At 52.7% G+C, this 26036-nt stretch carries 23 protein-coding genes and 1 tRNA gene; 12 read left to right on the forward strand and 12 right to left on the reverse strand.

The window, feature by feature from the left end:
• Positions 1–607: 607 nt before the first annotated feature.
• The 9 genes from DES54_RS01425 (at position 608) to DES54_RS01465 (ending at position 10062) form a co-directional block, all read left to right on the forward strand.
• The gene (locus tag DES54_RS01425) at positions 608–1852 is read left to right on the forward strand and encodes an urea ABC transporter substrate-binding protein (RefSeq protein ID WP_240634896.1); all 1245 of its coding nucleotides are present in this window, start codon (positions 608–610) and stop codon (positions 1850–1852) included.
• A gap of 90 nt (positions 1853–1942) precedes the next feature.
• A complete protein-coding gene (locus DES54_RS01430; RefSeq protein ID WP_113864829.1) occupies positions 1943–2812 on the forward strand; it encodes an ABC transporter permease subunit in 870 nt (289 codons plus the stop codon).
• A gap of 15 nt (positions 2813–2827) precedes the next feature.
• Entirely contained in the window at positions 2828–3904 is a 1077-nt protein-coding gene (locus tag DES54_RS01435) for a branched-chain amino acid ABC transporter permease (RefSeq protein ID WP_211186022.1), read from the forward strand.
• Complete coding sequence (locus tag DES54_RS01440; protein ID WP_113864831.1) at positions 3901–4635, forward strand: ABC transporter ATP-binding protein; 735 nt, start codon at positions 3901–3903, stop codon at positions 4633–4635. Before DES54_RS01435 ends, DES54_RS01440 begins: the two co-directional genes overlap by 4 nt.
• Complete coding sequence (locus tag DES54_RS01445) at positions 4632–5351, forward strand: ABC transporter ATP-binding protein (RefSeq protein WP_113864832.1); 720 nt, start codon at positions 4632–4634, stop codon at positions 5349–5351. The genes DES54_RS01440 and DES54_RS01445 overlap by 4 nt, the downstream gene beginning before the upstream one ends.
• 42 nt (positions 5352–5393) lie before the next feature.
• On the forward strand, positions 5394–6383 hold the full coding sequence (locus DES54_RS01450) for an acetamidase/formamidase family protein (RefSeq protein WP_113864833.1): 990 nt from the start codon (positions 5394–5396) through the stop codon (positions 6381–6383).
• Positions 6384–6452: 69 nt separating this feature from the next.
• Positions 6453–7619 carry a transporter substrate-binding domain-containing protein gene (locus DES54_RS01455; RefSeq protein ID WP_113864834.1) on the forward strand — a complete coding sequence of 389 codons (1167 nt, stop codon included), beginning with the start codon at positions 6453–6455 and terminating at the stop codon, positions 7617–7619.
• The gene (locus DES54_RS01460) at positions 7609–8253 is read left to right on the forward strand and encodes an ANTAR domain-containing response regulator (RefSeq protein WP_113864835.1); all 645 of its coding nucleotides are present in this window, start codon (positions 7609–7611) and stop codon (positions 8251–8253) included. The genes DES54_RS01455 and DES54_RS01460 overlap by 11 nt, the downstream gene beginning before the upstream one ends.
• A gap of 78 nt (positions 8254–8331) precedes the next feature.
• Positions 8332–10062 (forward strand): nitrilase-related carbon-nitrogen hydrolase, encoded by a 1731-nt coding sequence (locus tag DES54_RS01465; RefSeq protein ID WP_113864836.1) that lies wholly within the window; start codon positions 8332–8334, stop codon positions 10060–10062.
• 36 nt (positions 10063–10098) lie between these two features.
• Here the strand turns inward: DES54_RS01465 and DES54_RS01470 are convergent, their stop codons facing one another.
• From DES54_RS01470 to gpt, 7 genes are all read right to left on the reverse strand, one after another.
• Positions 10099–11262 carry a tyrosine-type recombinase/integrase gene (locus DES54_RS01470; RefSeq protein WP_113864837.1) on the reverse strand — a complete coding sequence of 388 codons (1164 nt, stop codon included), beginning with the start codon at positions 11260–11262 and terminating at the stop codon, positions 10099–10101.
• A gap of 175 nt (positions 11263–11437) precedes the next feature.
• Positions 11438–11513, reverse strand: a tRNA-Thr gene (locus DES54_RS01475).
• A 189-nt stretch (positions 11514–11702) separates the two neighbouring features.
• Positions 11703–12956, reverse strand: a complete 1254-nt coding sequence (gene proA, locus DES54_RS01480; RefSeq protein ID WP_113864838.1) for a glutamate-5-semialdehyde dehydrogenase — start codon at positions 12954–12956, stop codon at positions 11703–11705.
• A 10-nt stretch (positions 12957–12966) separates the two neighbouring features.
• Positions 12967–14070, reverse strand: coding sequence for a glutamate 5-kinase (gene proB / locus DES54_RS01485; RefSeq protein ID WP_113864839.1), 1104 nt, complete (start codon positions 14068–14070; stop codon positions 12967–12969).
• A 126-nt stretch (positions 14071–14196) separates the two neighbouring features.
• A complete protein-coding gene (crl, locus tag DES54_RS01490) occupies positions 14197–14571 on the reverse strand; it encodes a sigma factor-binding protein Crl (protein ID WP_113864840.1) in 375 nt (124 codons plus the stop codon).
• Between the two features lie 93 nt (positions 14572–14664).
• Positions 14665–15915: an esterase FrsA gene (frsA, locus tag DES54_RS01495; RefSeq protein WP_113864867.1), complete on the reverse strand. Its 1251-nt coding sequence runs from the start codon at positions 15913–15915 to the stop codon at positions 14665–14667.
• Positions 15916–16194: 279 nt separating this feature from the next.
• On the reverse strand, positions 16195–16653 hold the full coding sequence (gene gpt, locus DES54_RS01500; RefSeq protein ID WP_113864841.1) for a xanthine phosphoribosyltransferase: 459 nt from the start codon (positions 16651–16653) through the stop codon (positions 16195–16197).
• 338 nt (positions 16654–16991) lie between these two features.
• Here gpt and pepD point away from each other — a divergent pair, with 338 nt between their 5' ends.
• Positions 16992–18452, forward strand: coding sequence for a beta-Ala-His dipeptidase (gene pepD, locus DES54_RS01505; protein WP_113864842.1), 1461 nt, complete (start codon positions 16992–16994; stop codon positions 18450–18452).
• A 61-nt stretch (positions 18453–18513) separates the two neighbouring features.
• On the opposite strand, the gene dinB is transcribed toward pepD, so the two are convergent.
• Entirely contained in the window at positions 18514–19572 is a 1059-nt protein-coding gene (dinB, locus tag DES54_RS01510) for a DNA polymerase IV (protein WP_113864843.1), read from the reverse strand.
• A 266-nt stretch (positions 19573–19838) separates the two neighbouring features.
• Between dinB and dpaA the strand changes: the two genes are divergently transcribed.
• Complete coding sequence (dpaA, locus tag DES54_RS01515) at positions 19839–20567, forward strand: peptidoglycan meso-diaminopimelic acid protein amidase (protein ID WP_113864844.1); 729 nt, start codon at positions 19839–19841, stop codon at positions 20565–20567.
• Here dpaA and DES54_RS01520 read toward each other — a convergent pair.
• Together DES54_RS01520 and lpcA are read right to left on the reverse strand one after the other, a co-directional pair.
• Positions 20538–21305: a class II glutamine amidotransferase gene (locus DES54_RS01520; RefSeq protein WP_113864845.1), complete on the reverse strand. Its 768-nt coding sequence runs from the start codon at positions 21303–21305 to the stop codon at positions 20538–20540. The two genes, dpaA and DES54_RS01520, sit on opposite strands and share 30 nt — an antisense overlap.
• 37 nt (positions 21306–21342) lie before the next feature.
• Positions 21343–21924 carry a D-sedoheptulose 7-phosphate isomerase gene (gene lpcA, locus DES54_RS01525; protein WP_113864846.1) on the reverse strand — a complete coding sequence of 194 codons (582 nt, stop codon included), beginning with the start codon at positions 21922–21924 and terminating at the stop codon, positions 21343–21345.
• Between the two features lie 330 nt (positions 21925–22254).
• On the opposite strand from lpcA, the gene fadE reads away from it, so the two are divergent.
• On the forward strand, positions 22255–24702 hold the full coding sequence (gene fadE / locus DES54_RS01530; protein WP_113864847.1) for an acyl-CoA dehydrogenase FadE: 2448 nt from the start codon (positions 22255–22257) through the stop codon (positions 24700–24702).
• Positions 24703–24840: 138 nt separating this feature from the next.
• Here the strand turns inward: fadE and DES54_RS01535 are convergent, their stop codons facing one another.
• Both DES54_RS01535 and DES54_RS01540 read right to left on the reverse strand, forming a co-directional pair.
• Positions 24841–25287 carry a hypothetical protein gene (locus DES54_RS01535; protein ID WP_205680150.1) on the reverse strand — a complete coding sequence of 149 codons (447 nt, stop codon included), beginning with the start codon at positions 25285–25287 and terminating at the stop codon, positions 24841–24843.
• Complete coding sequence (locus DES54_RS01540; RefSeq protein ID WP_240634895.1) at positions 25265–25771, reverse strand: hypothetical protein; 507 nt, start codon at positions 25769–25771, stop codon at positions 25265–25267. The genes DES54_RS01535 and DES54_RS01540 overlap by 23 nt, the downstream gene beginning before the upstream one ends.
• Between the last annotated feature and the right edge of the window lie 265 nt (positions 25772–26036).

Raw genomic sequence — 26036 nt, forward strand, 5'->3', positions numbered from 1 at the left:
GAAGGCACTATCGTTGACCGCGCCGCCAACTGAAATAACGAAATATCTTAAAAAATCCCTTATTAACGATGATTTACCCAAGGCTGACGCTTTTCTGACATCTGAAACAATTTTTTACCTTTTGTTCCCGACACCGGGGGGCGACATGGTGGCTTAATCCCGCCTTTCGGTCTGAACGTCTTCTCTCATCAGTCATTTTTTTTCTCTCCACAAATGGTGCAATTGATTAACAATTATTCCGCAGCCGCTGGCATCGATAGTGATTGAACCCTCCAGGATCAGTTCTCTTTATGAGGGTGTTCCGTCAGTTAGCCCGCCTCGGCGCGCGGCAAGCGAACTGTTCATTTTTCGTGCAGTCAGCGCCCCGATTCAGTGCAGCGGCCTCATGATTTACCATTTGATTTTTATTGGAAAATTTATCATTGACAACGCTTTGAATCGCTTCTTATAGTGACCGGGACTTATCCGCAAGAACGCCAACGCTGTCGGCTTGTGGTTATGGCAATAGAGCCCTCGCAATGTCATCTGACTTTGCCGGGCTTTTTTTTTGCTTTTTTTTCAGACCCATTTTTCGCACCCATTCTTCACACCAACGCCAGGGGTATTTATGTCCAGAATGAAATGTCATTACGCCGCGTTACCGCTCGCACTGGCAGCCGCATTTGCCGTGACCTACTCAGGTCTGGCTGGCGCGGCGGAAAAACCGGTAAAAATAGGTTTGCTGGAAGATGCATCAGGTAACTTTGCCTTACCCGTCATACCCAAGATCCATGCGACAGAACTCGCCGTTGAAGAGATCAATGCCAAAGGCGGTATCCTCGGTCGCCCAATTGAACTGGTGAAATACGATACGCAATCCGATAACACCCGCTTCCAGCAAATGGCGCGGCGTTTGATTAAAAACGACAAAGTCGATGTCGTATTCGGCGCCTTTTCCAGCGCCTCGCGCGAAGCCATCCGTCCCATCATGGATCGTGAAAAGCAGATGTACTGGTACAACAACCAGTATGAAGGCGGGGTGTGCGACAGTAACGTCTTTGTGACTGGCGCGGTGCCGGAACAACAGTTTTCCACGCTGATCCCGTGGATGATGGAGAAATACGGCAAGAAAGTGTACACCATCGCGGCTGATTATAACTTTGGTCAGATCTCCGCCGAATGGGTACGTAAAATTGTGACAGAGAATGGCGGCACTATGGTGGGGGAAGAGTTTATTCCGCTCAGCGTGTCGCAGTTCGGTCAAACCATCCAAAATATTCAGAAAGCCAAACCTGACTTTGTGATGACGTTATTGGTGGGGGCCAACCAATCCTCCTACTACGAGCAAGCCGCCGCCGCCAAACTCGGCCTGCCGATGGGCAGTTCAGTTAACGTCGGTCAGGCTTACGAGCACAAACGCTTCAAGCCGCCCGCGCTGAAAGACATGTATATCACCGCCAACTACATTGAAGAAGTGGATACACCGGCCAGTAACGATTTCAAACAGCGTTTCCGCGCCAAATTCCCTAACGAGCCGTATATCAATCAGGAGGCCGCCAATGCCTATGATGCGGTTTATCTGTACAAGTTGGCGGTGGAGAAAGCGGGCAGCACCGATATGGTCGCCGTGCGCAACGCGCTGGAAGCCGGGGATATCTGTACGGACGGCCCGTCAGGAAAAGTTTGTATCGATCCGAAAAGTCATCACCTGAGCCACACCATCTATCTGGCCCATGTGAAAGACGACCACTCCATCGAGATACCGAAGGTATGGAACGACATCAAGCCATACTGGTTGGGTGAAGCAGGCTGCAATCTGCCGGTTAAACCGGATACCAGCCAGTACACCCCGTCTAATCCGCCGAAAGCCTGATTTACGTTCTGCGTCAGAGAGAAGCCGTATCCTCTCTGACGTCATCGGTTTATTTGCTGTGTCAGTCAGGACACTGAGGATTGCCCGCAGATGTTAACGCTATCCTTTCTTTATTCCGTGATTTACCCGTTCGGCGATAACGTCGCCTATCTGGTGCTGGCCGCACTCGGTCTGGCGGTGATCTTCGGCATGATGGGCGTGATCAACCTCGCCCACGGTGAATTCATTATGTGCGGCGCTTACGTCACCATTCTGATGAACAAGGCGGGCCTGCCGCTGCCGTTAGCCATGCTGAGCGGCACGCTGGCCGCCGCCTTCGCCGGCGGTGTGGTGGAGCGTCTGGTGGTACGCCATCTTTATGGCCGATTGTATGACTCCGTCGTCGCTACCTGGGCGATCAGCCTGATTGTGCAACAAAGTATGCTGCTGATTGCCGGCCCCTCGCTGGAAGGGCTTTCCACCCCGTTCGGATCATTTACCCTCGGCGATTACTCTTTCGCCACTTATCGGGCCATCCTGCCGTTGATCGCGATTGCGGTATTGGCGGCGCTATATTGGCTGTTCTTCCATACCAATTACGGCGTGTGCGCCCGCGCCACCATTCAAAACGCGAAGATGGCCGCCTGCCTCGGACTGGAAACCGATCGCATCTATACGCTGACCTTCGCCCTCGGCGCCGGGCTTGCCGGGTTAGCCGGCGCGATCTACGCCCCAACGTTGACGGCGGTTCCGACCATGGGAAGCAGCTTTATTGTGCAGGCCTTTGTGTCGGTGGTGGTTGGCGGCGCAAACGTACTGGTCGGCACTATTCCCGCAGCCATGGCTTTAGGCGCGATCCAGACCGGACTCAACGCCTGGTACGGACAGTTGGCCGGACAGATTGGCCTGCTGCTGACGGCGGTATTGGTGATCCGTTTATTGCCCAACGGCGTTGGCAGCCTGTTTACCCGCAATCGCTAGGAGAGCAACGTGACGATGACTTCAGTTAATGTTTCTACCGGCAGTGCGTCCAAGCGCAGTCTGAACAACAGCATAGTGATAAGCGGAATTATTCTGGCCATCGCCCTGCTGTTGCCGCTGGTGCTGGATAGCGCGTTGATTGGCGACTTCGCCTATTTCCTGTTGTGGACCTTTTGCGCCATCGGGCTGGCCGCCATGTGGGGCCACGGCGGTATTCTTTCATTCGGCCAAACCGCTTTCTTCGGGCTGGCCGGTTATACCTACGGCGTGATGACGCTCAATTTCGGCGATGGCGTGCTCTCCACCTGGTCCGGGTTGTTGTTCGCCTTGTTGCTGGCCGCCGCTGTCGCCGCGGCGTTGGGTTACCTGATGTTCTACGGCGGCGTCACCGGGATTTTCATCGGTATCGTCACGCTCTCTTTCACCCTGGTGCTTGAAACGTTCATGTCGCAAACGGCGGGACCGCAGTGGGTGATTGGCAGTGCGCGCCTCAACGGTTTCAATGGCATGTCCGGCATGCCGCCGCTCTCGTTGCCCGGCGCGGACGGCGAACTGTTTACGTTGGAAGGAAACGCCTTTTACTACCTGATTGTCCTGCTGCTGGCGGTGATTTATTGGGGCGTTCGCCGTCTGCTGCGCTCCAATTTTGGCTTGACGCTGGCTTCCATTCGTGAAAATCCCCGGCGGGCGGAAATGCTTGGCATAGATATCCGTCGTTATCAGTTGCTGGTGTTCGTGCTGGGGGGCGTGTTGTCCGGTTTATCCGGCGCGCTGTACACCATCTGGGGATCTTACATCACGCCGTCATCAATGGGATTAACCGCCGCCGCGATGCCGGTTATCTGGGTCGCCACCGCGGGACGGAAAAATATCTTCGGCACCGTGGTCATCACCGCGCTAATGGTATGGCTGTCGCAGTGGCTGGCGGTTTACGGCAGCGAATACGCCATGATCCTGCTGGGTTTTATCCTGCTGTTTGTGGTTCTGGCCGCGCCAAACGGATTGCTGCCGTGGCTGGCGGAAAAAATCCGCCGCCTGACCGTCAGGCATCAAACCAAACGCAATGTGCAACATAAAGGGGCCAGGCCATGAACCAACACCAGCAGGATCTGATCCTTGAAACCAAAGGGCTGAGCAAACGCTTCGGCGGCGTTCAGGTCATTAATCAGGTGGATATGCAAATCCACCGCGGCGAAGTGCGCTGCGTCATCGGCCCGAACGGGGCGGGGAAAAGCACGTTTTTCAAATTGCTCACCGGGGAGCATGCGCCGAGCGGCGGCGAGATCCGTTTCTTTGAACATCGGCTGAATTCGCTGGCGCCCTTTCAACGTATCCAGATGGGCATGAGCATTAAGTTTCAAATTCCGGGAATTTTTCCCGATCTCAGTGTGGAACAACATTTGCAACTGTCGTTGAGTCACCTAAGACCGCAAGTTCGGCATGAGGCCGCCGGCATTGATGAACTGCTGCAACGCTTCAAGCTCAGTACGGAAAAGCGTCAGTTGGCGGGAAATTTATCGCACGGCAAAAAACAGTGGCTGGAAATCGCCATGGCCGCGTCGTTGCGTCCGGCGTTGCTGATGCTCGACGAACCCGTAGCCGGGTTGTCGGTAGAAGAAACCTACCTCACCGGCGAATTGATTAAAGCCATGCAGCAAGACGGTCTGACGTTGATGGTGGTTGAGCATGATATGACCTTTGTGCGTCAAATCGCATCACGGGTTACCGTGCTGCACGGCGGTCGCGTATTCGCTGATGGCGAAGCCGCGCAGGTACTGGCGCAGGACGATGTCGCGGGCATTTATTTGGGGAAAGCCGGATGAACGACGTGTTATTGCAGGTGAATGGGATCACCGGCGGTTACGGCAGCGGGCAGGTGCTTAACGGCGCGACGCTGCAACTGCACGCCGCCGAAGTGTTAGGACTGATTGGCCGTAACGGGGTCGGCAAAACCACGCTGATGCGCACCCTGATCGGCGTCGTCCCCGTCAGGCAAGGCTGCATCATGCTGGGGGAAACGGATATCACGCAGGCCACCGCACAGCGCCGCGCCAGATTGGGCATCGGCTATGTGCCGCAGGGACGCGAGGTCTTCAGCGGTTTAACGGTGGCGGAGAACCTTCAGGTAGGTATGCAGTTTGTCCGTGAGCACCGCGAATTCGCTCAGGATCTGCTGGAGCGGGTGCTGGAGTATTTCCCTATTTTGCGTCAGCGCCTGAAACAAAAGGCCGGCACCATGAGCGGCGGTGAGCAACAGCAACTGGTGATCGCCAGAGCGCTGGTCGGTTCGCCCAAAATCCTGCTGCTCGATGAGCCCTCTGAAGGCGTTCAGCCTTCCATTGTTCATATTATCGCCGACACGCTGGTGCGGATCGCCCGTGAACTGCGAGTCGCCGTGATCCTGGTCGAACAGGATATCGCCATGATCCAACGCGCCGCCCAGCGCTGCTGCGTGATGGATAAAGGCCAGGTGATTGAAACCCTGACACAGCGCCAACTTTCCGACGACCTTTTGATGCGTCATCATCTGGCGTTGTGATTCGTGTCGGACTAACCCGGTTTATTCGGTGGAGAACTACCTATGAAATGGCTTGAAGACTCAATTATGCGCAAACGCGGCGTGGGGGCCGAACGTAAACCGGTCACCCACCACCTGACCGAAGAAATGCAAAAAGAATTTCACTACACTATCGGGCCTTATTCCACGCCGGTGCTGACGATTGAACCGGGCGACCGGGTGATCGTCGATACCAGAGATGCATTTGAAGGCGCGATCAAATCCGAACAGGATATGCCCAGCGCGTTACTGAACATGCCGTTCCTTAACCCGCAGAACGGCCCGATCATGGTCAACGGCGCGGAAAAAGGCGATGTGCTGGCGGTGTATATCGAATCCATGCTGCCTCGCGGCGCCGACCCCTACGGGATCTGCGCCATGATCCCGCATTTCGGCGGACTGACCGGCACCGACCTTACCGCGATGCTCAACGATCCGTTGCCGGAAAAGGTACGCATGATCAAGCTCGACAGTGAAAAAGTGTATTGGAGCAAACGCCATACCCTGCCTTACAAACCGCATATCGGCACGCTCAGCGTTTCGCCGGAAATCGACTCCATCAACTCGCTGACGCCGGATAATCACGGCGGCAATATGGATGTACCGGATATCGGCCCCGGCAGCATTACCTATCTGCCGGTACGCTCGCCGGGCGGACGCTTGTTTATCGGCGATGCTCACGCCTGTCAGGGCGACGGCGAAATCTGCGGCACGGCGGTAGAATTCAGTTCGATTACCACCATTAAAGTAGACTTGATCAAGCACTGGAAGCTTTCATGGCCGCGCATGGAAAACGCGGAATCCATCATGAGCATCGGCAGCGCCCGCCCGCTGGAAGACGCCACGCGCATCGCTTACCGCGATCTGATCTACTGGCTGGTGGAAGATTTTGGTTTCGAACAGTGGGATGCCTACATGCTGCTCAGTCAGTGCGGCAAAGTCCGCCTCGGTAATATGGTCGATCCCAAATACACCGTCGGCGCCATGCTCAACAAGACATTGCTGGCGCAATGATGATTCGCCCGGACACGTCGGGTGCCGGGCGAACCGTAACCGTTTTCCAAGCCAAACAAGCAGGTTTATATGGGTTCAGCCACACCAGTCAACATTGGTTTACTTTATTCTTCCAGCGGCGTAACCGCCGCGTTGGAACTGTCGCAATGGCGTGGAGCTACCCAGGCCATTACGGAAATCAACCAGAACGGCGGGATCAATGGCCGGTTGCTGAACGCGATACATTACGATCCGCAATCTGAGGATGCCCAGTTCCGCGCTCTGGCCGAACGGCTGATCGTCTCAGACAACGTCAATGTGATCTTTGGCGGCTATACCTCCAGCAGCCGCAAGGCGATGTCGCCGATTGTGGAAAAGTATCAGCGCCTGCTGTTTTACTCCCAACTGTATGAGGGCTTTGAGTTTTCAGAAAATATTCTCTATGGCGGGGCGGCCCCGAACCAGAACTGCGTGCAACTGGCGGATTATCTCGCCACGCATTTTGGGGCAAGGGTTTACATGGTCGGTTCACGTTACGTTTACCCTTACGAAAGCAATCGCAATATGCAGGAGTTGATACTGCAATATCCCGATGGCGCCGTTGTCGGGGAGCGCTATCTGGCGTTGAACGCCCCTTACGAAGCGTTTTTGCCGGTGGTGGAGGATATCAGAAAGAAACAGCCGGACTTTATTTTCAGCACCGTCGTCGGCCAGACAGTGCCTTTTCTTTACCGCGCCTATCACGAAGCCGGGCTTGATCCTGCCCATATGCCGATCGGCAGTCTCAATACCTCGGAAACCGAGATCGCCATGATGGGGGCGGAACTGGCTGTCGGTCATTACACCTCCGCCCCTTATTTTCAAAGCATCAACAGTAAGGCTAATCAGGCCGCGCTTGAGCAATTCCATCGACAGTTCGGGCCGGACGTGAATACCGACCTGAACTGGGAGGCCACCTACAGCCAGGTGCATATGTTTGCCAGAGCGATGCAGGAGTGCGGCAGCGATAGCATTCATCATCTGTTGCCCGCGCTGCGCGGCAGCGAATTCGATGCGCCGCAGGGCCGAATTCGCATCGATCCACTCAATCAGCACACCGGACTCTATCCCCGAATCGGCAAAGCGAACGCATCAGGACAATTCACCGTGGTCAGCGAGTCACGCCGTATCGTCGCGCCGGATCCCTATATGACCAATCAGATTCAGGGAGACTGGGTCACCAAACTGACAAAAGTGGAGTATCCCAATGCGCCATAACGACGACCCGCGAACCAGTGCCACCGCCTTACTACTCAGCCGGGGAATTCGTTGTGTGGTGCTGCATCCTGACGATGACGATGGCGAAACCCTGACCAATCACCTGCGGCGAATGGGCTTTAAAGTACGGGCATACTGGCCCGTGCCCGATACGTTGCCCGCTGATACTGATTTGGTGTTCTTTGCGCTGCAATTCGATCGCGCCGAACCGGAGATGTCCTGGCTCGACCTGAATAAGCATGCGTTGATCACCATCAGCAGTTATGAAAACCCGACGTTTATCGATAAAACGCTGAGTCTGGGCGCCAGCGCGACCATTACCACCCCGGTCAGAGCTTCCGGGCTGCTGTCTACCATGGTGTTTGCTTTGCACCATGCTCAGCAGCGCCGGCAAATGACCGATCGTATTGAACGACTGGAAAAAAAGATGGTCGGCCTGCGTCAGGTCAGTGAAGCCAAAGCCATTTTGATGCGTATGCATAACATTGGTGAAGAACAGGCTTACGAGATCCTGCGTCATCAGGCGATGGACAAACGCATCACTGTCGATGAGATGGCCCGCGCCTTGATTCAGGCAAACGACATTTTTTCGTGGACTACGCCGGACAGTACGTCTGGCCGCAAAAACGGATGAGCACGCTTAACCGATGAACGCCGGGATGCCGTAAACCTGCGCCAACACCAGAACCACTAACCGTTTGTGAGGATAATGATGTCTATCGCCCCTTTTCTCGCCGCTGCCGTACAGTTTGAACCGACGTTAGCCGCTAAAGACGACAATATTCGTCAGTTGCTGACAATGGTGGAACAAGCTGCCCAACAAGGCGCAAAACTGATCACCACCCCGGAAATGGCCACCACCGGTTACTGCTGGTATGACCGCCATGAAATTTCGTCCATGGTGGAAACCATTCCCGGCGATACTACCGGACGCTTTGCTGCCTTAGCACAGCGTTATCAATGCTATATCGTGCTCGGTATGCCGGAAGTGGATGCCACGACGTCATTGTATTACAACAGCGCCGTGTTGATTGGTCCGCAAGGCGTTATCGGCTGTCACCGCAAAAGTCATCCCTATATTTCCGAACCCAAATGGGCGGCGGCGGGCGATCTCGGTCATCAGGTCTTTGATACGCCGATTGGCCGCATCGGGATGCTGGTCTGCATGGACATTCATTACCCGGAAACCGCACGCTTACTGGCTCTGGACGGTGCGGACATCATTTGCCACATCAGTAACTGGCTGGCGGAACGTACTCCCGCCCCTTACTGGATTAGCCGTGCCATGGAAAACAGTTGCTACCTGATTGAAAGTAACCGCTGGGGGCTGGAACGCGGCGTACAATTCAGCGGCGGCAGTTGCATCATCGAACCCGACGGTCATATCGCTGCTGTTATTGATGATGGCGACGGCATTGCCTTTGCCGACATTGACATTCGCCGCAGCCGCCAACATCAGGTACTGGGCCAACCGGTATTCAGCCAGCGCCGTCCCGACCATTATCAGCCGCTGCTCAGCGATAGCTTCTTATGGAACCCGCAGGATTTCTTCGGCCTGTACGGATATCGCCCGCTGCCCGCCGGACGTCAAAGCCGCATCAGCGTGGCGCAATATTCACCGGATGAACAGGTAGAGGATAATCTGGCGCGGATTATCGCGCTGACCGAAGCGGCGCTCAGCGAACAAGGCAGCGAACTGCTGATATTTCCCGAACGCGCGCTGACGGGTAACGCCGCGCCAGAAGTTAATGCGCAAAGCGCGGAGAGCCCCGCCGTACAAAGCCTGACGCGCTTAGCCATGAAACGGCGCATACATCTGGTGGTAGGGATGGCCGAACGCGAAGGCGATACGTGTTACAACACGCAGATGTTGTTCGGCCCGCCGGGTATCATTGGGCGTTACCGCCAGATGCATCTGTCCGAAGCCGACCAACGGTGGGCAACCGCGGGAGATGAGTGGACAACCCTGGACACCCCGCTGGGACGCATTGGTTTGCTGCTGGGCAATGACCTCCTGCTGCCGGAAGCGGCGCGAATTCTGGCATTGGAAGGATGCGACATCCTTGCCTGTTCCGCCGCGCTGTCCGGCGGTTTTACCGGTTCACACCCCGGTAGCGCGGTAAAACAGAATTACCCGATCCCAACGGGCGCCGATCCGTTGCACTGGCACCTCGCACGCACACGGGCCGGGGAAAATAACCTCTACCTGGCCTTCGCCAATGCGGTAGACGCGAACAACGGCGGCTTCAGCGGCATTTTCGGCCCAGAAACCTTCCGTTTTCCCCGTAATGAACAGCTATTGTGGCAGGAACAAGCGATCGTCACACAGACGATCGATACCCGTCCGGTCGCCAACAGCGATTACCCAACCAACGTAGTACGCAGAAAGGATCTGGTCGCCATGCGCCTGCCCCATCATTATACCCTGTTGATTATTGGTTAAGTTTTATTTAACCAAACCGGACGGCGCAACATCAGATTATCTGGTAATGGCATACCATTGCAGCATCTCACGTCTGCCATCGAGATATTGCGCATGGTTGTAGGTGCCACGGATAGCATTCTTATCAACATGCGCCAGTTGGGTTTCAATCCATGCGGTGTTGTAGCCCTGTTCGTGAAGAACGGTGCTCATGGTATGACGGAAGCCGTGACCCGTAACCCGGCCTGTATAGCCAATTCGCTTGAATACCTGATTGATACTGGCTTCGCTCATGGTCTTGCTAGGATCATTGCGTCCCGGAAACAGTAAAGGAAATTGCCCCGTCATTGCTCTGATTTGTTCGATAATGGCTAACGCTTGGGTAGATAGCGGGATGATATGGGGACGGCGCATTTTCATGCGTTCAGCAGAAATTTCCCATAGCGCTTTATCAGTATCGATTTCAGACCATAATGCACCGCGCAATTCCCCTGTTCTCAGGCCAGTAATGATCAGCAATCTTGCTGCCAGCACCATCAATTCACTACCAGAGTAGCCAGCAAGGGCTTTAAAAAAGGCGGGAAGCTCTTCTATGGTCAGGAATGGGTAATGATGTGTAGACTCATGCCCCTGCATGGCACTGGTGAGATCAGGCGCGGGATTATACTCGGCTCTGCCTGTCACGATGGCATAGCGAAACACTTCACCGCAGCGTTGATGCACTTTCTTGGCTTTCTCGGTCGCCCCTCGGTCTTCCATCTTTTTAAGCACATTTAGCAGTTCCAACGGCTTGATGTCTGCAACAGGGCGTTGACCAATGAACGGGAAGACGTCTTTGTTGAAGGCTTCAAGAATGTCAGAGTCATACCCCGCAGACCATTTCTTCACTTTCATGCTGTGCCATTCGAGCGCAATTTGCTGAAAGGTATTTTTCACTTCTTCGATTTGGGCTTGTTTACTTTCTTGCTTAAACGCACTCGGATCAACCCCATTAACCAGCAGCTTTTTAGCATCATCTCTTTTGCTTCTGGCATCGGCTAAGGTAATGGTCGGGTAGACACCAAACACCACACGTTTTTCTTTACCTGCGATACGGTATTTCATGCGCCAGCTTTTGGTGCCGTTAGGGAACACCTCCAGATACATGCCCCCACCATCTGCTAACTTGTAGGGTTTATCTTTGGGCTTGGCAGTCTCTACCTGTCTGGCATTGAGCTTCATTTGGGGGCATCTCCTTTAGACCGAACACGATATGCCCCCACCGATGCCCCCAACTCACCGTAGATTTCTGTGAACGTGAGTAGACGAGTAGAGACAATAAGGGCCGTGAAACCGCGTATTATAAGGGTTTAAAGGGTGTTTGAGTAGACTTAGGGAGACGTTAAAATAGGTAGGATGGTGCCGATAATAGGAGTCGAACCTACGACCTTCGCATTACGAATGCGCTGCTCTACCAACTAAGCTATATCGGCCTTAAGACTCGTCGTGGCGAATGCCAGACGTGAACTACGGGGTGACAAACTAGTGAAAACGACACATCAAGTCAAGCGTTTGGCTGTCGTCTGCTGGTTTTATAATCGTCTTGAGCCCGATAAGGATCCTCTGATAATTTTCCAAGCTAATAACAGAGGATCCTATAACTTTCAGGTTTAAAAGAGAGGTTATGGACGCACCAGATCATCGCCGTAACCAATCCATTTGTAGGTGGTTAGCGCTTCTAATCCCATCGGGCCGCGAGCGTGCAGTTTCTGTGTGCTGACCGCGACTTCCGCGCCCAGACCAAACTGTCCGCCGTCGGTAAAGCGCGTGCTGGCATTCACATAAACCGCCGAGGAATCCACTGTCCGAACGAAGCGTTCCGCGTTGCTCAGAGAGCGCGTCAGAATCGCATCCGAGTGCTGCGTACCATGCTGGCGAATATGGGCGATGGCCTGATCCAGGTCGTCCACCAGCGTGACATTCAGGTCGTTGGAAAGCCATTCGTCATCATAGTCAGCTTCTTCCACCGCAACCACCTTCGCCGGGCCTTCACTCAGATATGGCATCGCCGATGTGCTGGCATGTAGCGTCACGCCGGCCTGCGCCATTTTCCTGCTCAGTTCCGGCAGGAAGGTGGCGGCAATGCTTTGCTGAACCAGCAGGGTTTCCAGACTGTTACAGGCGCTGGGGCGCTGAACTTTAGCGCTCTCGATGACCGTCAGCGCGTTGTCAAAATCAATGCTTTCGTCCGCGTAGATGTGACACACCCCGATGCCCCCGGTAATCACCGGGATGGTCGATTGCTCACGGCACAGTTTATGCAAGCCCGCGCCGCCGCGAGGAATGAGCATGTCCACATAACGATCCAGTCTGAGTAACTGATTCACCAGTTCGCGATCGGGACTTTCAATCGCCTGAACCGCGGCGGCAGGCAGGCCGCATTGTGCCAGCGCCTGTTGAATGACTTTTACCGTCGCCGCATTGGTGCGATAAGTCTCTTTACCACCGCGTAGAATGACCGCATTACCTGTTTTCAGGCACAGGGAAGCCACATCAATCGTTACGTTGGGCCGTGCTTCATAAATCACGCCAACCACGCCGAGGGGTACACGCCGACGCTCCAGCTTGAGGCCGTTATCCAACATGCTGCCATCAATGATTTGCCCGACCGGATCAGTTAAACGGCACACCTGGCGTACATCGTCGGCGATAGCCGTCAGACGCGCAGGCGTCAGCAGCAAGCGATCCTGTAACGCGTCGCTCATGCCGTTCTGTCGCGCATCGGCCAGATCCCGTTCGTTGGCGGCCAATATTGTCGCGCTCTCCGCTTCGAGCAAATCCGCTATCATCAGCAACGCGCGATCTTTTTCAGCCGTGCTCAGCACCGCTAACTGATAAGACGCCGCTTTTGCCGCTTTGCCCATCTGTTCAAGCATGGCTTGCTCCTTAATTGATAATCATGTCGTCCCGATGAACTGCCACCGGGCCGTATTCATAACCGAGAATATCGTCAATCTGCTGGGAGTGATGCCCGGCAATCATACGCAGCGCATCACTGTTATAGCGGGTGACGGCGTGGGCGATATCGCGCCCCATCAGGCTGCGAATACGGATAACTTCACCACGGGAGAAATTCCCCGCCACGTCGCGGATACCTTTGGGCAGCAACGAACTGCCGCGTTCGAGAATGGCCGACAATGCGCCATCATCCACGGTTATCTCACCGGCTGGCGGCGCGCCGAAGATCCAGCGTTTGCGCCTTTCCAATGGCGCTTCCAGCGCATGGAAGCGCGTGCCGACAGAAACGTCGGCAATCACATCCCCAATCACCCCCGGCTTGCCGCCCGCGGCAATCACGACATCGATACCCGCACGGCAAGCCACATCCGCCGCCTGGAGCTTGGTCGACATGCCTCCGGTGCCCAATCCCGATACGCTATCGCCCGCAATGCTGCGCAACGCATCGTTAATTCCGGTTACTTCACGGATCAATTCCGCCGCCGGATTTTTACGCGGATCGGCGGTAAACAGCCCGGCCTGATCGGTTAGCAGCAGCAATTTATCCGCATCAGCGAGAATGGCAGCCAACGCGGAAAGGTTATCATTATCGCCGACTTTGATTTCAGCCGTCGCCACCGCATCATTTTCATTGATAACCGGAACAATGTGGTTATCTAGCAGCGCCCGCATGGTGTCACGCGCGTTCAGAAAGCGTTCGCGATCCTCCAGATCCGCACGGGTCAGCAACATCTGTCCGATGTGGATACCATAAATGGAAAATAGCTGTTCCCAGAGTTGGATCAGGCGGCTTTGCCCCACGGCTGCCAGCAGTTGTTTGGTCGCAATGGTCGCGGGGAGCTCAGGGTAACCCAGATGCTCACGACCAGCGGCAATCGCCCCTGACGTGACAATCACGATTTTGTGTCCCGCCGCATGTTGCTGCGCGCACTGACGAACCAGTTCAACAATATGGGCGCGATTAAGACGGCGTGAACCGCCCGTCAACACGCTGGTGCCAAGTTTCACAACCAAGGTCTGGCTGCCGCTCATAATTTCTCTACCGTTAGTCGTCATAAAAAAGACAAATCAGGGAAACGTTGTAACAGGACAGACGCGTTATGCCAACAGGCTCAACGCGAAAACCTGTGAATAAAATAGGGGATCAAAGGGGAAATATCACGGTCGTGCGGTTAATGCACAGGCGGGTTCCAACGATTTCAGCAATTTTTCCAAACGAACATGGAATGCTTGTTGGGTTTTTTCAAGTTGAGCCATCACGTCTTTATCTTTGATTTTCTCTTCACACCAGTTACCGCTTTTATCATACAAACCAAAATGGTAGTCATAGCTAAAAACATGTCCCTGATCTTCCAGCGTCAACCACCAGCCCCAGAACTCCCGTTTCTCAGGCGCAGGTTTGACGTTGACGCAAACGGCCAGACAATCGAAGAAAAAATGTTGGTGTTCGCACTGCCCTTCACGCAAGTAGGGTCCCAACGATGCAAAGTTCTTCATGAGCCTGCTTTTCGGGTGTCCACTCGGTAACATCATCAGCAATCTCCTCAGGTTGAATCTTCTTTTTAGCAGAGAATGGCGATTTATCAACTCACCGGCGAAATAATGCAGCAAGGACAACCGTATGCACTAAGCTAATTGTTTGCCCAGCCAGTTGCTGATCTCCTGCAATGCTCGATGAAAGTTTTGATAGACCGGTGAAAAATTAACCGGCAACAATTTCCCCCTCGTGGACGAGTTGACGATTAAGGCAGCCTCTTCCTTCGGACTCACCACATCATTATCCCAGTATCCGGCCAGCATGGGTGTGGGACAACGGCGGCCCAGCAATCCTTGCGTTTTCAGTGAATAGCGTCCCAGTTCCGTTTTCAATGCCATATCGGTAGAGAATGGCATCCCCAGCCGACTGGCCAGCACATCCATAAACATATCCGGCACCTGTTGCTGGCGCTGCGTATCACACAGTAAGTGATGCACCACCGGCCCCAGACAGGCGACCGCACGTAAACGCTGCGATTCGAGATAGGCCAGGCGCACCGCGATATTGGCGCCAAAGCGAAAACCAAACGTGCCGACGCGACAGTGATCAACCCAGGGCACATCCGCTAACGCCCGTAAAACCTGTTGATGCAGGAAACTCGAATCCTGATCCAGCTTCCAGCGAGACGAGAACCCCACGGAGGGAACATCGATAGTCAACATCGCCATACCCGCCGGCGCCAGGTAATCACGAAACAGGCGATGATAATCGCTTTGCAGCGTATCCAGACTGCCGCACACCAGAATGGTGGGGAAAGGCGCTTCGTCTTGTTGAGGTAAATGCAGGAAGCCGGTCAGTGATCCGCCTCCCTGAATCGGAAAAGTGAGCTCTTTTAACTCATAAGGAAGATATTTCGCCGCTTCTTCATAAGCGCGGTTAGCAAGGGTCTGCGCCTGCTCTGCCAGTTCATCGCCTTTAATATACGGATAAGCCGCAATACTATAGAGATTGGCGGCATTCAGCCAGTATTGGCCGTTTTGCGCGCAATCGGTTCTGTCCATGGCTTGCTGTTGCCAGTTTGCGCCCTGCTTAGCCCACTCGTAAATCCAGTTGCCGCTACGGTAACCAATCACGGTGTCCAGCAAATGTTCGCTGCTTCTTTTCTCATTGCTCACGGCGATACGCGCCAATACCGCTTCAATATCCCACGGATCGACTCCGCGCCAGATCCACATCAACCGGTTGATCATTCGATACCAGTTACGGGTATTCTCGCCTTCCAGCGTGTAATGCACACCCAACGCTTCCGATGTATGACGCGTCCGCCTGACCAGCGTGGAGGTTTCCGCGTGTTTAAAGGAGGGTTTGAAGAGGGTTTCAGACAGATTAGCTTGCGCCAAAGCGACCTCCATTAATGTAAACCGCCGTTAGCGGACCAACAAACCATTGCCATATTAACAATACCAGAATTAATAAACCTGAATTAATAAACACAGAGTGTAACGGACTCACGGTGATGAAGACAAACGGCGCAGCGCAGAAGTGCAAACGCCACTCAAAGCGCCGCCTGTTGCCTCGCGCATGATGCATTCAACGATTCGACAGCCGCTATAAAAAACAATCGCCATAAACAACAATGCCCGGCGGAACCGGGCATTGAAGCAGACAATAAATAGCGATTAACGGCCAGACAACGGCGGCACAAATACCACGCCCATATCCCACGGCTGTTCGATCCAGGTATCCTGCGGGATATCGACGATGTAGTCGTCAACCAGCGGTTTGCCTGCGGGTTTAGCGAAAATGGTGACAAACCTCGCTTTAGGGTACATGTCGCGAATCGCTTTGGCCGTACCGCCGGTATCAACCAGATCATCGACAACGATAAAGCCTTCGCCATCACCTTCTGCGCGCTTGAGCACTTTCATTTCACGCTGGTTATCATGGTCATAGCTGGAAATGCAAACGGTATCAACATGACGGATCCCCAGTTCACGCGCCAGCAGCGCTGCGGGAACCAACCCGCCGCGGCTAACAGCAATAATGCCTTTCCATTGTTCGGCAGGCAATAAACGCTGCGCCAGTTTGCGGGCCTGGATTTGCAACATATCCCAGGTTACAACGTACTTTTCGCTCATAAAATATATCCCAGCCGAATCGAAGATAATTGGCTTAATTTGAGTCTGAGGGGAAAAAAGGTTGCGCGAGATTATAGATATCCAACGCCATAAAAACCAGTATTTCTCAGCCTGAGAATCAGGTTTTCGCACTATCCATGCTGTCCAAATCAAAATTCAGCGTTACGTCAGTACAAATAAGGGTGGCAAGCGCGTCGCCAATTTTCCCCGCTCCCGGCAGAAAGTGATATTCTGTCGCAACAGGCCATATCGGATGGCTGATCGTGATTAACCTTCCACCTGTCGCGCCTGAACACCAGACGCCCAAAACAGGCTCGATGATAAAGGAGACGCAAAAAGTGTCTGAATTGTCTCAACTTGCCCCGCAACCGTTGTGGGACATTTTTGCCAAGATCTGTTCTATTCCTCATCCGTCTTACCATGAAGAAGCGCTGGCGGCACACATCCTTGAGTGGGCGAAAGAAAAAGGCATTCATGCCGAGCGCGATCAGGTTGGCAATATCCTGTTGCGCAAAGCGGCTACCGCGGGTATGGAAAAGCGCAAACCGGTGGTGCTACAGGCGCACCTGGATATGGTGCCGCAGAAAAACAATGACACCGTGCATGATTTCACCACCGATCCCATCCAACCGTATATTGATGGCGAATGGGTAAAAGCCCGCGGCACCACGCTGGGCGCCGACAATGGCATCGGTATGGCGTCGGCGCTGGCAGTGCTGGCGGATAGCAGCGTCAAACACGGTCCGCTGGAAGTTCTGCTGACCATGACCGAAGAATCCGGTATGGATGGCGCTTTTGGCCTGCAACCGAACTGGCTGCAAGGTGAAATCCTGATCAACACCGATTCGGAAGAAGAAGGCGAAATTTACATGGGTTGTGCCGGCGGCATTGACTTCATTACCCGTTTACCGTTGGTGCGTGAAGCGCTGCCGGCTGGCTATCAGACGCTGAAACTGATCATCAAAGGTCTGAAAGGCGGTCATTCCGGCTGTGATATTCATCTCGGTCTGGGTAACGCCAACAAATTGCTGGCCCGTTTCCTGTTTGAACAGGCGGAAAAACTGGATCTCCGTATTCTTGATTTGAACGGTGGTACGCTGCGTAACGCTATTCCTCGTGAATCCTTTGTCACGCTGGCATTGCCGGCAGCCAACGTCGATCACCTGAAAGCATCAGCGCAGGCGTATCTGTCTACGCTGAAAAATGAACTGGCTGCCGTCGAGAAAAATTTGAACATCCTGATGGAAACCCGTGATGCTCCAGCACTGGCGCTGACCAAAGATAGCCGCGATCGGCTGCTGGCATTGCTGAACGCCATGCCAAACGGGGTGATCCGCATGAGTGATGCCGTAAAAGGCGTGGTGGAAACCTCATTAAATCTCGGCGTCGTCACCATGAACGAGCGGGAAACGGAAATCGTCTGTCTGATCCGCTCACTGGTCGATAGCGGCAAAGACTACGTTGTGAGCATGCTTACTGCGCTGGGACAACTGGCGGGCGCGCATGCCTCGCCCAAAGGCGGCTATCCAGGCTGGCAGCCGGATGCAAACTCACAAGTGATGCAATTGGCGCGCGAAACATACCAGAAGCTATTCAATAAAACGCCGAGCATCATGGTGATCCATGCCGGACTGGAATGCGGTCTGTTCAAAAAGCCCTATCCAGATATGGACATGGTTTCCATCGGGCCAACCATCACCGGGCCGCATTCACCGGACGAACAAGTTCATATCGCCAGTGTGGGCCAGTACTGGCAACTGCTTACGGCGTTGCTGAAAGCCATTCCTGAACGCACGTAATCATCAGGTGATAAGAGGCGGCGGCAAAGGCCGCCTCTTTGCAGCAGACACCGGCAATTGCTTATTCCCAGTTCAGCACCAGTTGCCGTTCAATTTGCGGATCAAGCAGCGTGACATGCAACCCTACCAGCCGCACGCCACGCGTCTCCCGCCGTTCCTCCCAGGTTTGCCGCGCCAGCCTGACCAGATCCTGTTTGTTCAATACCGGCCACACATGTTCCTGCGTCGTTTGCCGAAAATCATCAAACTTTAGTTTAACGCCCTGTCGGGCGATATGCAGATCGGGTTTTACCCGTTTTAACCGCAATTCAAGTTCCTGATACAACTGTTCAATCAGCCCTTCGCATTCATGCCAGTGATGGATATCTTTCGCCAACGTTTTCTCAACCCCCACCGACTTGCGCAACCGATCGGGCGAGACAGGCCGCTCATCAATGCCGTGACAGCGCTCCCACAGGATACGGCCAAATTTTCCGAAGCTTTTCAGCAGCTGCGCCAGTTCATGGCGGCGCACATCAGCACAGGTCAGCATTCCTTTTTCCTCCAGGCGTTTGGCGGTGACCTTACCGACGCCGGGGATCTTCTCCAGCGGTAGTTGCAAAATAAAGGTATCCACCTGATCAGGCGGGATCACATATTGACCGTTGGGTTTATTGATCTCGGAAGCGACTTTGGCGAGGAATTTGATTGGCGCCACGCCTGCCGATGCGGTCAGGCCCAGTTCCCTGAAAATCGTCTGCCGGATTTCTTCCGCCATCAACGTCGCAGATCCATTGCAATAAAGGCTGTGGGTAACATCCAGATAGGCTTCATCCAGAGAAAGCGGTTCAATAAGCGAGGTATAGCGAGCGAAAATATCTCGGATCTGGCGGGACGCGGCCTTGTAAACCTCCATTCTGCCGGAGAGCAAGGTCAGATGGGGACAGAGACGTAACGCCGTGGCCGTCGCCATCGCGCTACGCACACCATAGCGACGCGCAGGGTAATTCGCAGTGCTGATTACGCCCCGGCGTTCGGAACTGCCGCCAATCGCCAGCGGAATATCGCGCAGACGCGGATTATCACGCATCTCAATGGCCGCGTAGAAGCAATCCATATCCACATGAATGATTTTTCGCATGCTCACCCCCGAAAGACTGTACAAATATACAGAAAAATAAGAAATCAGACAAGCAGTGAAGCCTGTCGGGGGTTGATTGCCGCAATCGTCATTCTTTTCCACTCATCGAATGTTCGGCATTAACGTATTAAAAAAAAAGCCGTTCATGCTTGATTAAAATGAAAGCAATGATAATGTGAATTTGTTTTTCATTCGCCTAAAGGCATCAGGAATACGGGACGAAATTCACCGTATAGAACACAGCATTTATTTCATCAGGATCCATAATGCAAAAAATTGCGTTATCTTTTGCGATGTTGTTTTTTTTGCCCGCCATTGTTCTTACCAGTGCAGCCAGTGAGCCCGCGCCGGTAGCCATAGCAAAAGAATTGAAACAGCAATTATCAGGCTCGCCGATTTATATTCAAATATTTAAGGAAGAGAGAGTATTAGAACTCTATGCCAAAGTCGGAAATAGTTATCGCTTATTGGATAATTATCCAATTTGTAAATATTCAGGCGGATTGGGGCCGAAGCGTATCGAAGGTGATTTTAAAAGCCCTGAAGGGTTCTATCAGGTTGATGTTCGGCACCTTAAGCCAGACAGCCAATATTACCGGGCGATTAACATCGGTTTTCCCAATGACTATGATAAATCGCAGGGATACTCCGGCAAATATCTGATGATCCACGGCGAATGCGTATCCGTCGGCTGTTATGCCATGACCAACCAGTATATGGAAGAAATCTATCATTACGCGGAACGCGCGTTTCAAAACGGTCAGATGAAAATCGATATCGCCATTTATCCGTTTCGCATGACGGAACAAAACATGCGGCGCCATCGCAATTCAACCTATTACAGTTTCTGGCGCCAGTTACAGCCGGGTTACGCGTATTTCAATCAGCATTTTCAACCGCCAAGCGTCACGGTATTTAATGGACAATATGTCGTTAACCCACCGCTGATGGCCGGTCAGTCAACATCAGATTATGCGTTCACCAAAGCAGAATAAGACAAACTCGCCTGGCATGATTTGCTGCCAGGTTTCATTGCCGGTCAGCGGCTGGGTCGCCAGCACCGTCACCACATCATTCGGTGTCGTCTGCTGCTGAAAATCGATTTCCACATCCTGATCCAGCAACGTCGCTTTGCCAAATGGCGCCCGCCGGGTGATCCAGTACAATTTGGTTGAGCAGTACCCCATGACGAAACGGCCATCCGACAACAGCATGTTGAACACGCCTTTCTGACGCAAGAAATCCGCCTGTTGCGCGATATAACGGAATACCGCCGGCCAGTTTCCCGGCGTCCGGGGATAGCGCTGTGACAACTGGAGCAGCAGCCAGCAGAAAGCAAACTCGCTGTCGGTTTGTCCCACGGGTCGAAACATCCCCGTTTTTAACGAACGATATCCTTTCAACTGTCCGTTGTGGGCAAATGTCCAGTTTCTGCCCCATAACTCGCGGGTAAAAGGGTGGGTGTTTTCCAGCGATACCGCGCCCCGGTTGGCTTGCCGAATATGTGACACCACCGAACAAGACTTGATGGGATAATCCTGCACCAACCGGGCAATCGGCGAGTTGTAGCTTGGCAGCGGATCCTTGAAGGTTCGACAGCCATTCCCTTCATAAAACGTGATGCCCCAGCCATCCCGGTGCGGCCCGGTGCGACCGCCACGCTGAATCAGTCCGGTAAAACTGAAACAGATATCCGTCGGTACATTGGCGCTCATCCCAAGCAGTTCACACATCTTGACTCTCCTACCCTCTCCCGCGTGTTTGTTGCGCCTATTTGCCAGCCATCTCTTTTTCAATCAACTGAATCAGGATATGAATCGCCTTGATATGAATTTCCTGAATACGATCCGCGTAACCGAAGTGAGGGACACGAATTTCGACATCCGCCATTCCCGCCATTTTACCGCCGTCTTTACCCGTCAGCGTAATCACTTTCATGCCTTTGGCTTTCGCGGCGGCGATTGCCTTGATGATATTGCCTGAATTGCCCGACGTGGAGATGCCCAACAACACATCGCCTTCACGCCCCAGCGATTCAACATAACGAGAAAACACAAAGTCATAGCCGAAATCGTTGCTGACACAAGAAAGGTGGCTGGGATCAGAGATGGCGATAGCCGGATAACCGGGACGGTTTTCACGGTAACGGCCCGTCAGTTCTTCGGCAAAATGCATCGCATCACAGTGTGAACCGCCATTACCGCAGGAAATGACTTTCCCCCCCGCTTTAAACGCGTCGGCCAGCAGCACCGCCGCATTTTGAATTGATTGAATATTCGCATCATCGCTCAAAAAGCTATTCAGCGTGTATGCCGCTTCTTTCAGTTCATTACGGATTAAGTCCTGATACATAGGATCCTCTCATTATGTAGGGTGACATCATTCTATTCTGCCATGCAGTGTAGCGGATCGAGGAAACAGCGAGAAGCGCGCAATCGCACGATCAGCAGGATCGCTGATAGCAATCAGAAAACCCTGAACGGTTGCGGAGTTTGTGAATCAACTTGTAATTATGATGTAAATAAATTGATAAAAAGAAGCAGATAAACTACAACAAATACAGACCAACAGGTCAGACCTCTTGTCACTCAGTAACCCTTTTTACCGCTATTTGTGCCTGAAAATGCGGCGTAAATGCGGATGAAAGGTTCCTTCAGTCGACGACAACTCTGGAGACGCACTATGGTTGCTGTCAGTATTTTGCTTTTACTGATTATTATCGGTGCCATGTTCTATCACCGTATCAGCCTGATTATCAGCAGCGGGATACTTGTCGCCTACTTCGTCGCCATGTCCGCCATGCTGCTGTGGCCGGTCTGGACAGTGATCCCGCTGGTTATCGCGCTGATCCCCGTTAACCTATTGCCGCTCCGCCGCCGACTATTCTCTGCATCCGCGCTGCGTCTGTTCCAGCAGGTCATGCCGCCGATGTCCAACACGGAAAAAGAGGCCATTAATGCGGGCACCACCTGGTGGGAAGGCGATCTTTTCCGCGGCGTTCCCGACTGGAAAAAACTGCACAACTACCCGCAGCCGCGGCTGACCGCTGAAGAACAAGCCTTCCTTGACGGCCCGGTGGAAGAAGCCTGTCGCATGGCCAACGATTTTGAGATCACCCACGAACGCGCCGATCTGCCGCCGGAATTATGGGCATTTCTCAAGCAGCACCGCTTCTTCGCCATGATCATCAAAAAGCAGTACGGCGGACTGGCGTTTTCCGCCTATGCGCAAGCGCTGGTTCTGCAAAAACTGGCTGGCGTCTCCAGCATTCTGGCGATTACCGTCGGTGTGCCGAATTCACTCGGCCCTGGTGAATTGCTGCAACATTACGGCACCGACGAGCAGAAAGATTACTACCTGCCTCGTCTGGCGCAGGGCCAAGAAATCCCCTGTTTTGCCCTGACCAGCCCCGAATCGGGCTCGGATGCCGGATCAATCCCGGATACCGGCGTCATATGTTATGGCGACTGGCGAGGCGAACAGGTGCCGGGGATGCGCCTGACCTGGAATAAACGCTACATCACGCTGGCGCCGGTCGCCACGGTGCTCGGTCTGGCCTTTAAATTGTACGATCCAGACCATCTGCTGGGCGAAACCGACGATTTGGGTATTACCTGTGCGCTGATCCCTACCGACATCGATGGCGTGAAGATTGGCCGTCGCCATTTCCCGCTGAACATTCCTTTCCAGAACGGGCCAACGCAAGGCGAAAATATTTTCGTGCCGCTGGATTACATCATTGGCGGCCCGAAAATGGCCGGACAAGGCTGGCGAATGCTGATGGAATGCCTCTCCGTCGGACGCGGCATTACGCTGCCCTCCAACTCGACCGGCAACCTGAAATCGATCGCGCTGGGTATCGGCGCGTATGCCTATATTCGTCGTCAGTTCAAGGTGTCTATCGGCAAAATGGAAGGGATTGAAGAACCACTGGCGCGTATCGCCGGTAATGCGTATGTCATGGATGCCGCCGCGACGCTGATTACCTGCGGCATTATGCAGGGCGAGAAACCCGCCGTGCTTTCCGCTATCGTGAAATATCACTGTACCCAACGGGGTCAGCGGGCAGTGATGGATGCGATGGATATTGCCGGCGGGAAAGGCATCTGCCTCGGCCCCGCCAACTTCCTTGCCCGCGGCTACCAGGGCTCGCCGATTGCCATCACCGTGGAAGGCGCGAATATTCTGACCCGCAGTATGATCATCTTCGGTCAGGGCGCGATCCGTTGCCATCCTTACGTGCTTGAAGAGATGGATGCCGCGCGGAATAACGATATTCCACGCTTTGATCGTGCGCTGTTTGCACATATCGGGCATGTGGGCCGTAGTGCTGTGCGTAGTTTCTGGTTAGGGCTGACCGACGGTCGTCTGAGTCAGGCGCCGGTCAGTGATAAAACGCGACATTATTATCAGCGTCTGAATCGGCTTAGCGCGAATCTGGCGTTGCTGGCGGATGTCGCGATGGAGGTGCTCGGCGGCAGCCTGAAACGCCGGGAACGTATTTCGGCACGTCTGGGCGATATCCTCAGCCAGCTTTATCTGGCCTCGGCGACGCTGAAACGCTACGACGATGAAGGCCGGCAGAAAGCCGACTTGCCGCTGGTTCACTGGGGCGTGCAGGACAGTCTCCATCAGGCGGAACAGGCGCTGACCGATTTGTTACGCAACTTCCCGAACCGCATGCTTGCCACGCTGCTGAGATTTATTCTCTTACCATTGGGCCGCCGCAGCCATGCGCCGTCCGATCGTCTGGATCATGACGTGGCGAAATTATTGCAAACGCCATCGGCCACGCGCAGTCGTCTGGGGCGCGGACAATATCTGGCCGCCAGCGAACATAATCCGGTCGGTCTGTTGGAACAAGCGCTGAAAGACGTCATGGCGGCGGAACCCATCCATCAGCGCTTATCAAAGGCCAGCGACAAACCGCTGCCGTTTATGCGCTTGGATCAATTGGCGGAACAGGCATTGGCTGAAGGCAATATCACGGCAGAGGAGGCCGACATATTGGCGAGAGCGGAGGCCAGTCGCTTACGCTCGATCAATGTCGATGATTTTGCCGCAGATGCGCTGGCGGCGGGAAAGCCGTGGCCTGGGACTGAACCACAGCAGAAAATAGCAGCGGCGTGATCGAACACTTACTGTCTAAAACTCACTGTTTTTCACAGTAAGTGATTAGCGTCAATAATTATAAAACGCTTATTTTTTAAGATAAAAGTAATGGTGCAGATTAGAATATGAAATGACGGTTTTCAGAATAGATTACGTTCAGTTGTATTCCCTACCTTTTTGAACGGAAAAGGAAATGGTGTTCTCAGTATCATTTTGTAAAATATTAATGATGTCATCTTTCTTTCTCCAAAATTCATTTTTATCATTTTCACTCCAAATTTTATCCTCATATTTTTGAAACCCCATATTTTCAATATAGCTAACCAATTCTGACTTACGGCTTAAGTTAACATTTAAAAAAATTACACTATTCGTCGTTGGCGTGGTTCCATCTGGCGATTCATAATAAATAATGTAATCATCAGAAATAAATGGCATCTTCTTTATTTCGTCAAAAGTAAACACATTATACTTTATATAATTATTTTTCGTATATGACAAATCAATATTAACGAATAAAATAGGTATGATTGCCCCACCCCCAAAAAATATCAACACAAGAACTATCTTTTTTATAAAGTTACTCAACCTCAATGCCAACATCTTTTTCCACTCCTATGTTATATCCAGTCTTATCGTTAATGTGTATTAATATTTGGCTTTTATTTATATCATGTATTGGTGATATAGTATTCATAAATGATGGTAAAGATGAGTAATAAGGCTTGGAATTTTTCGGATATTTTTCAGGATCAGGGGAAAGCAAAGATTTGAACATTTTATTTTTATATCTACCTATAGGTCCATAATAATCCCATCGTTTTAATGCGTCATTTTTACTAACAGGATTAAGTTGGGGTAAATAGTTTTTTTGATTTATCGCTTGATAAAAACCAAGTAAATTAGAAACCAAATCTTCACCACTATACCCGCTATCCGTATACCAATTGAAAGGAAATGAATCCTGATGTGACTCAAACAAATGGCTTGAATACATCATAACAGTAAGAGCAACGCTCCACTTATCATGTAAAGACAATCCTCTTTTTATCTTCCACCTTGTTACTCTGGATGTGCCGTATTTCAATCCTCACCCCATATATTGTGAATATTTAATAATAAAATAAGCTTCCATAGTATCATCACCTGAATTTATAACAGCCATTAATTTTCTGGCATCGTCTCCCTTGGCATGCCCCATATCTACCCATCCTAATTTTTCGGTATAAACTAAATAACTGCGCCTAATAGTAGATCACTGAAGGGAACTCAATCCGGTTTGAGCGATCTGATCAATCGCCAAATCAAAACAAATCACCAACCGGACTGAGTTATGCCGATCATAGCATTCA

This window comes from Brenneria salicis ATCC 15712 = DSM 30166, assembly GCF_003315515.1.
Lineage (GTDB): Bacteria > Pseudomonadota > Gammaproteobacteria > Enterobacterales > Enterobacteriaceae > Brenneria > Brenneria salicis.

What these genes read in the sequence shown, in the direction of transcription:
- DES54_RS01425 (WP_240634896.1), top strand. Translation starts at nt 608, where the DNA reads ATGTCCAGAATGAAATGTCATTACGCCGCGTTACCGCTCGCACTGGCA.
- DES54_RS01430 (WP_113864829.1), top strand. Translation starts at nt 1,943, where the DNA reads ATGTTAACGCTATCCTTTCTTTATTCCGTGATTTACCCGTTCGGCGAT.
- DES54_RS01435 (WP_211186022.1), top strand. Translation starts at nt 2,828, where the DNA reads ATGACTTCAGTTAATGTTTCTACCGGCAGTGCGTCCAAGCGCAGTCTG.
- DES54_RS01440 (WP_113864831.1), top strand. Translation starts at nt 3,901, where the DNA reads ATGAACCAACACCAGCAGGATCTGATCCTTGAAACCAAAGGGCTGAGC.
- DES54_RS01445 (WP_113864832.1), top strand. Translation starts at nt 4,632, where the DNA reads ATGAACGACGTGTTATTGCAGGTGAATGGGATCACCGGCGGTTACGGC.
- DES54_RS01450 (WP_113864833.1), top strand. Translation starts at nt 5,394, where the DNA reads ATGAAATGGCTTGAAGACTCAATTATGCGCAAACGCGGCGTGGGGGCC.
- DES54_RS01455 (WP_113864834.1), top strand. Translation starts at nt 6,453, where the DNA reads ATGGGTTCAGCCACACCAGTCAACATTGGTTTACTTTATTCTTCCAGC.
- DES54_RS01460 (WP_113864835.1), top strand. Translation starts at nt 7,609, where the DNA reads ATGCGCCATAACGACGACCCGCGAACCAGTGCCACCGCCTTACTACTC.
- DES54_RS01465 (WP_113864836.1), top strand. Translation starts at nt 8,332, where the DNA reads ATGTCTATCGCCCCTTTTCTCGCCGCTGCCGTACAGTTTGAACCGACG.
- DES54_RS01470 (WP_113864837.1), bottom strand. Translation starts at nt 11,262, where the DNA reads ATGAAGCTCAATGCCAGACAGGTAGAGACTGCCAAGCCCAAAGATAAA.
- proA (WP_113864838.1), bottom strand. Translation starts at nt 12,956, where the DNA reads ATGCTTGAACAGATGGGCAAAGCGGCAAAAGCGGCGTCTTATCAGTTA.
- proB (WP_113864839.1), bottom strand. Translation starts at nt 14,070, where the DNA reads ATGAGCGGCAGCCAGACCTTGGTTGTGAAACTTGGCACCAGCGTGTTG.
- crl (WP_113864840.1), bottom strand. Translation starts at nt 14,571, where the DNA reads ATGATGTTACCGAGTGGACACCCGAAAAGCAGGCTCATGAAGAACTTT.
- gpt (WP_113864841.1), bottom strand. Translation starts at nt 16,653, where the DNA reads ATGAGCGAAAAGTACGTTGTAACCTGGGATATGTTGCAAATCCAGGCC.
- dinB (WP_113864843.1), bottom strand. Translation starts at nt 19,572, where the DNA reads ATGCGAAAAATCATTCATGTGGATATGGATTGCTTCTACGCGGCCATT.
- dpaA (WP_113864844.1), top strand. Translation starts at nt 19,839, where the DNA reads ATGCAAAAAATTGCGTTATCTTTTGCGATGTTGTTTTTTTTGCCCGCC.
- DES54_RS01520 (WP_113864845.1), bottom strand. Translation starts at nt 21,305, where the DNA reads ATGTGTGAACTGCTTGGGATGAGCGCCAATGTACCGACGGATATCTGT.
- lpcA (WP_113864846.1), bottom strand. Translation starts at nt 21,924, where the DNA reads ATGTATCAGGACTTAATCCGTAATGAACTGAAAGAAGCGGCATACACG.
- fadE (WP_113864847.1), top strand. Translation starts at nt 22,255, where the DNA reads ATGGTTGCTGTCAGTATTTTGCTTTTACTGATTATTATCGGTGCCATG.
- DES54_RS01535 (WP_205680150.1), bottom strand. Translation starts at nt 25,287, where the DNA reads ATGTTGGCATTGAGGTTGAGTAACTTTATAAAAAAGATAGTTCTTGTG.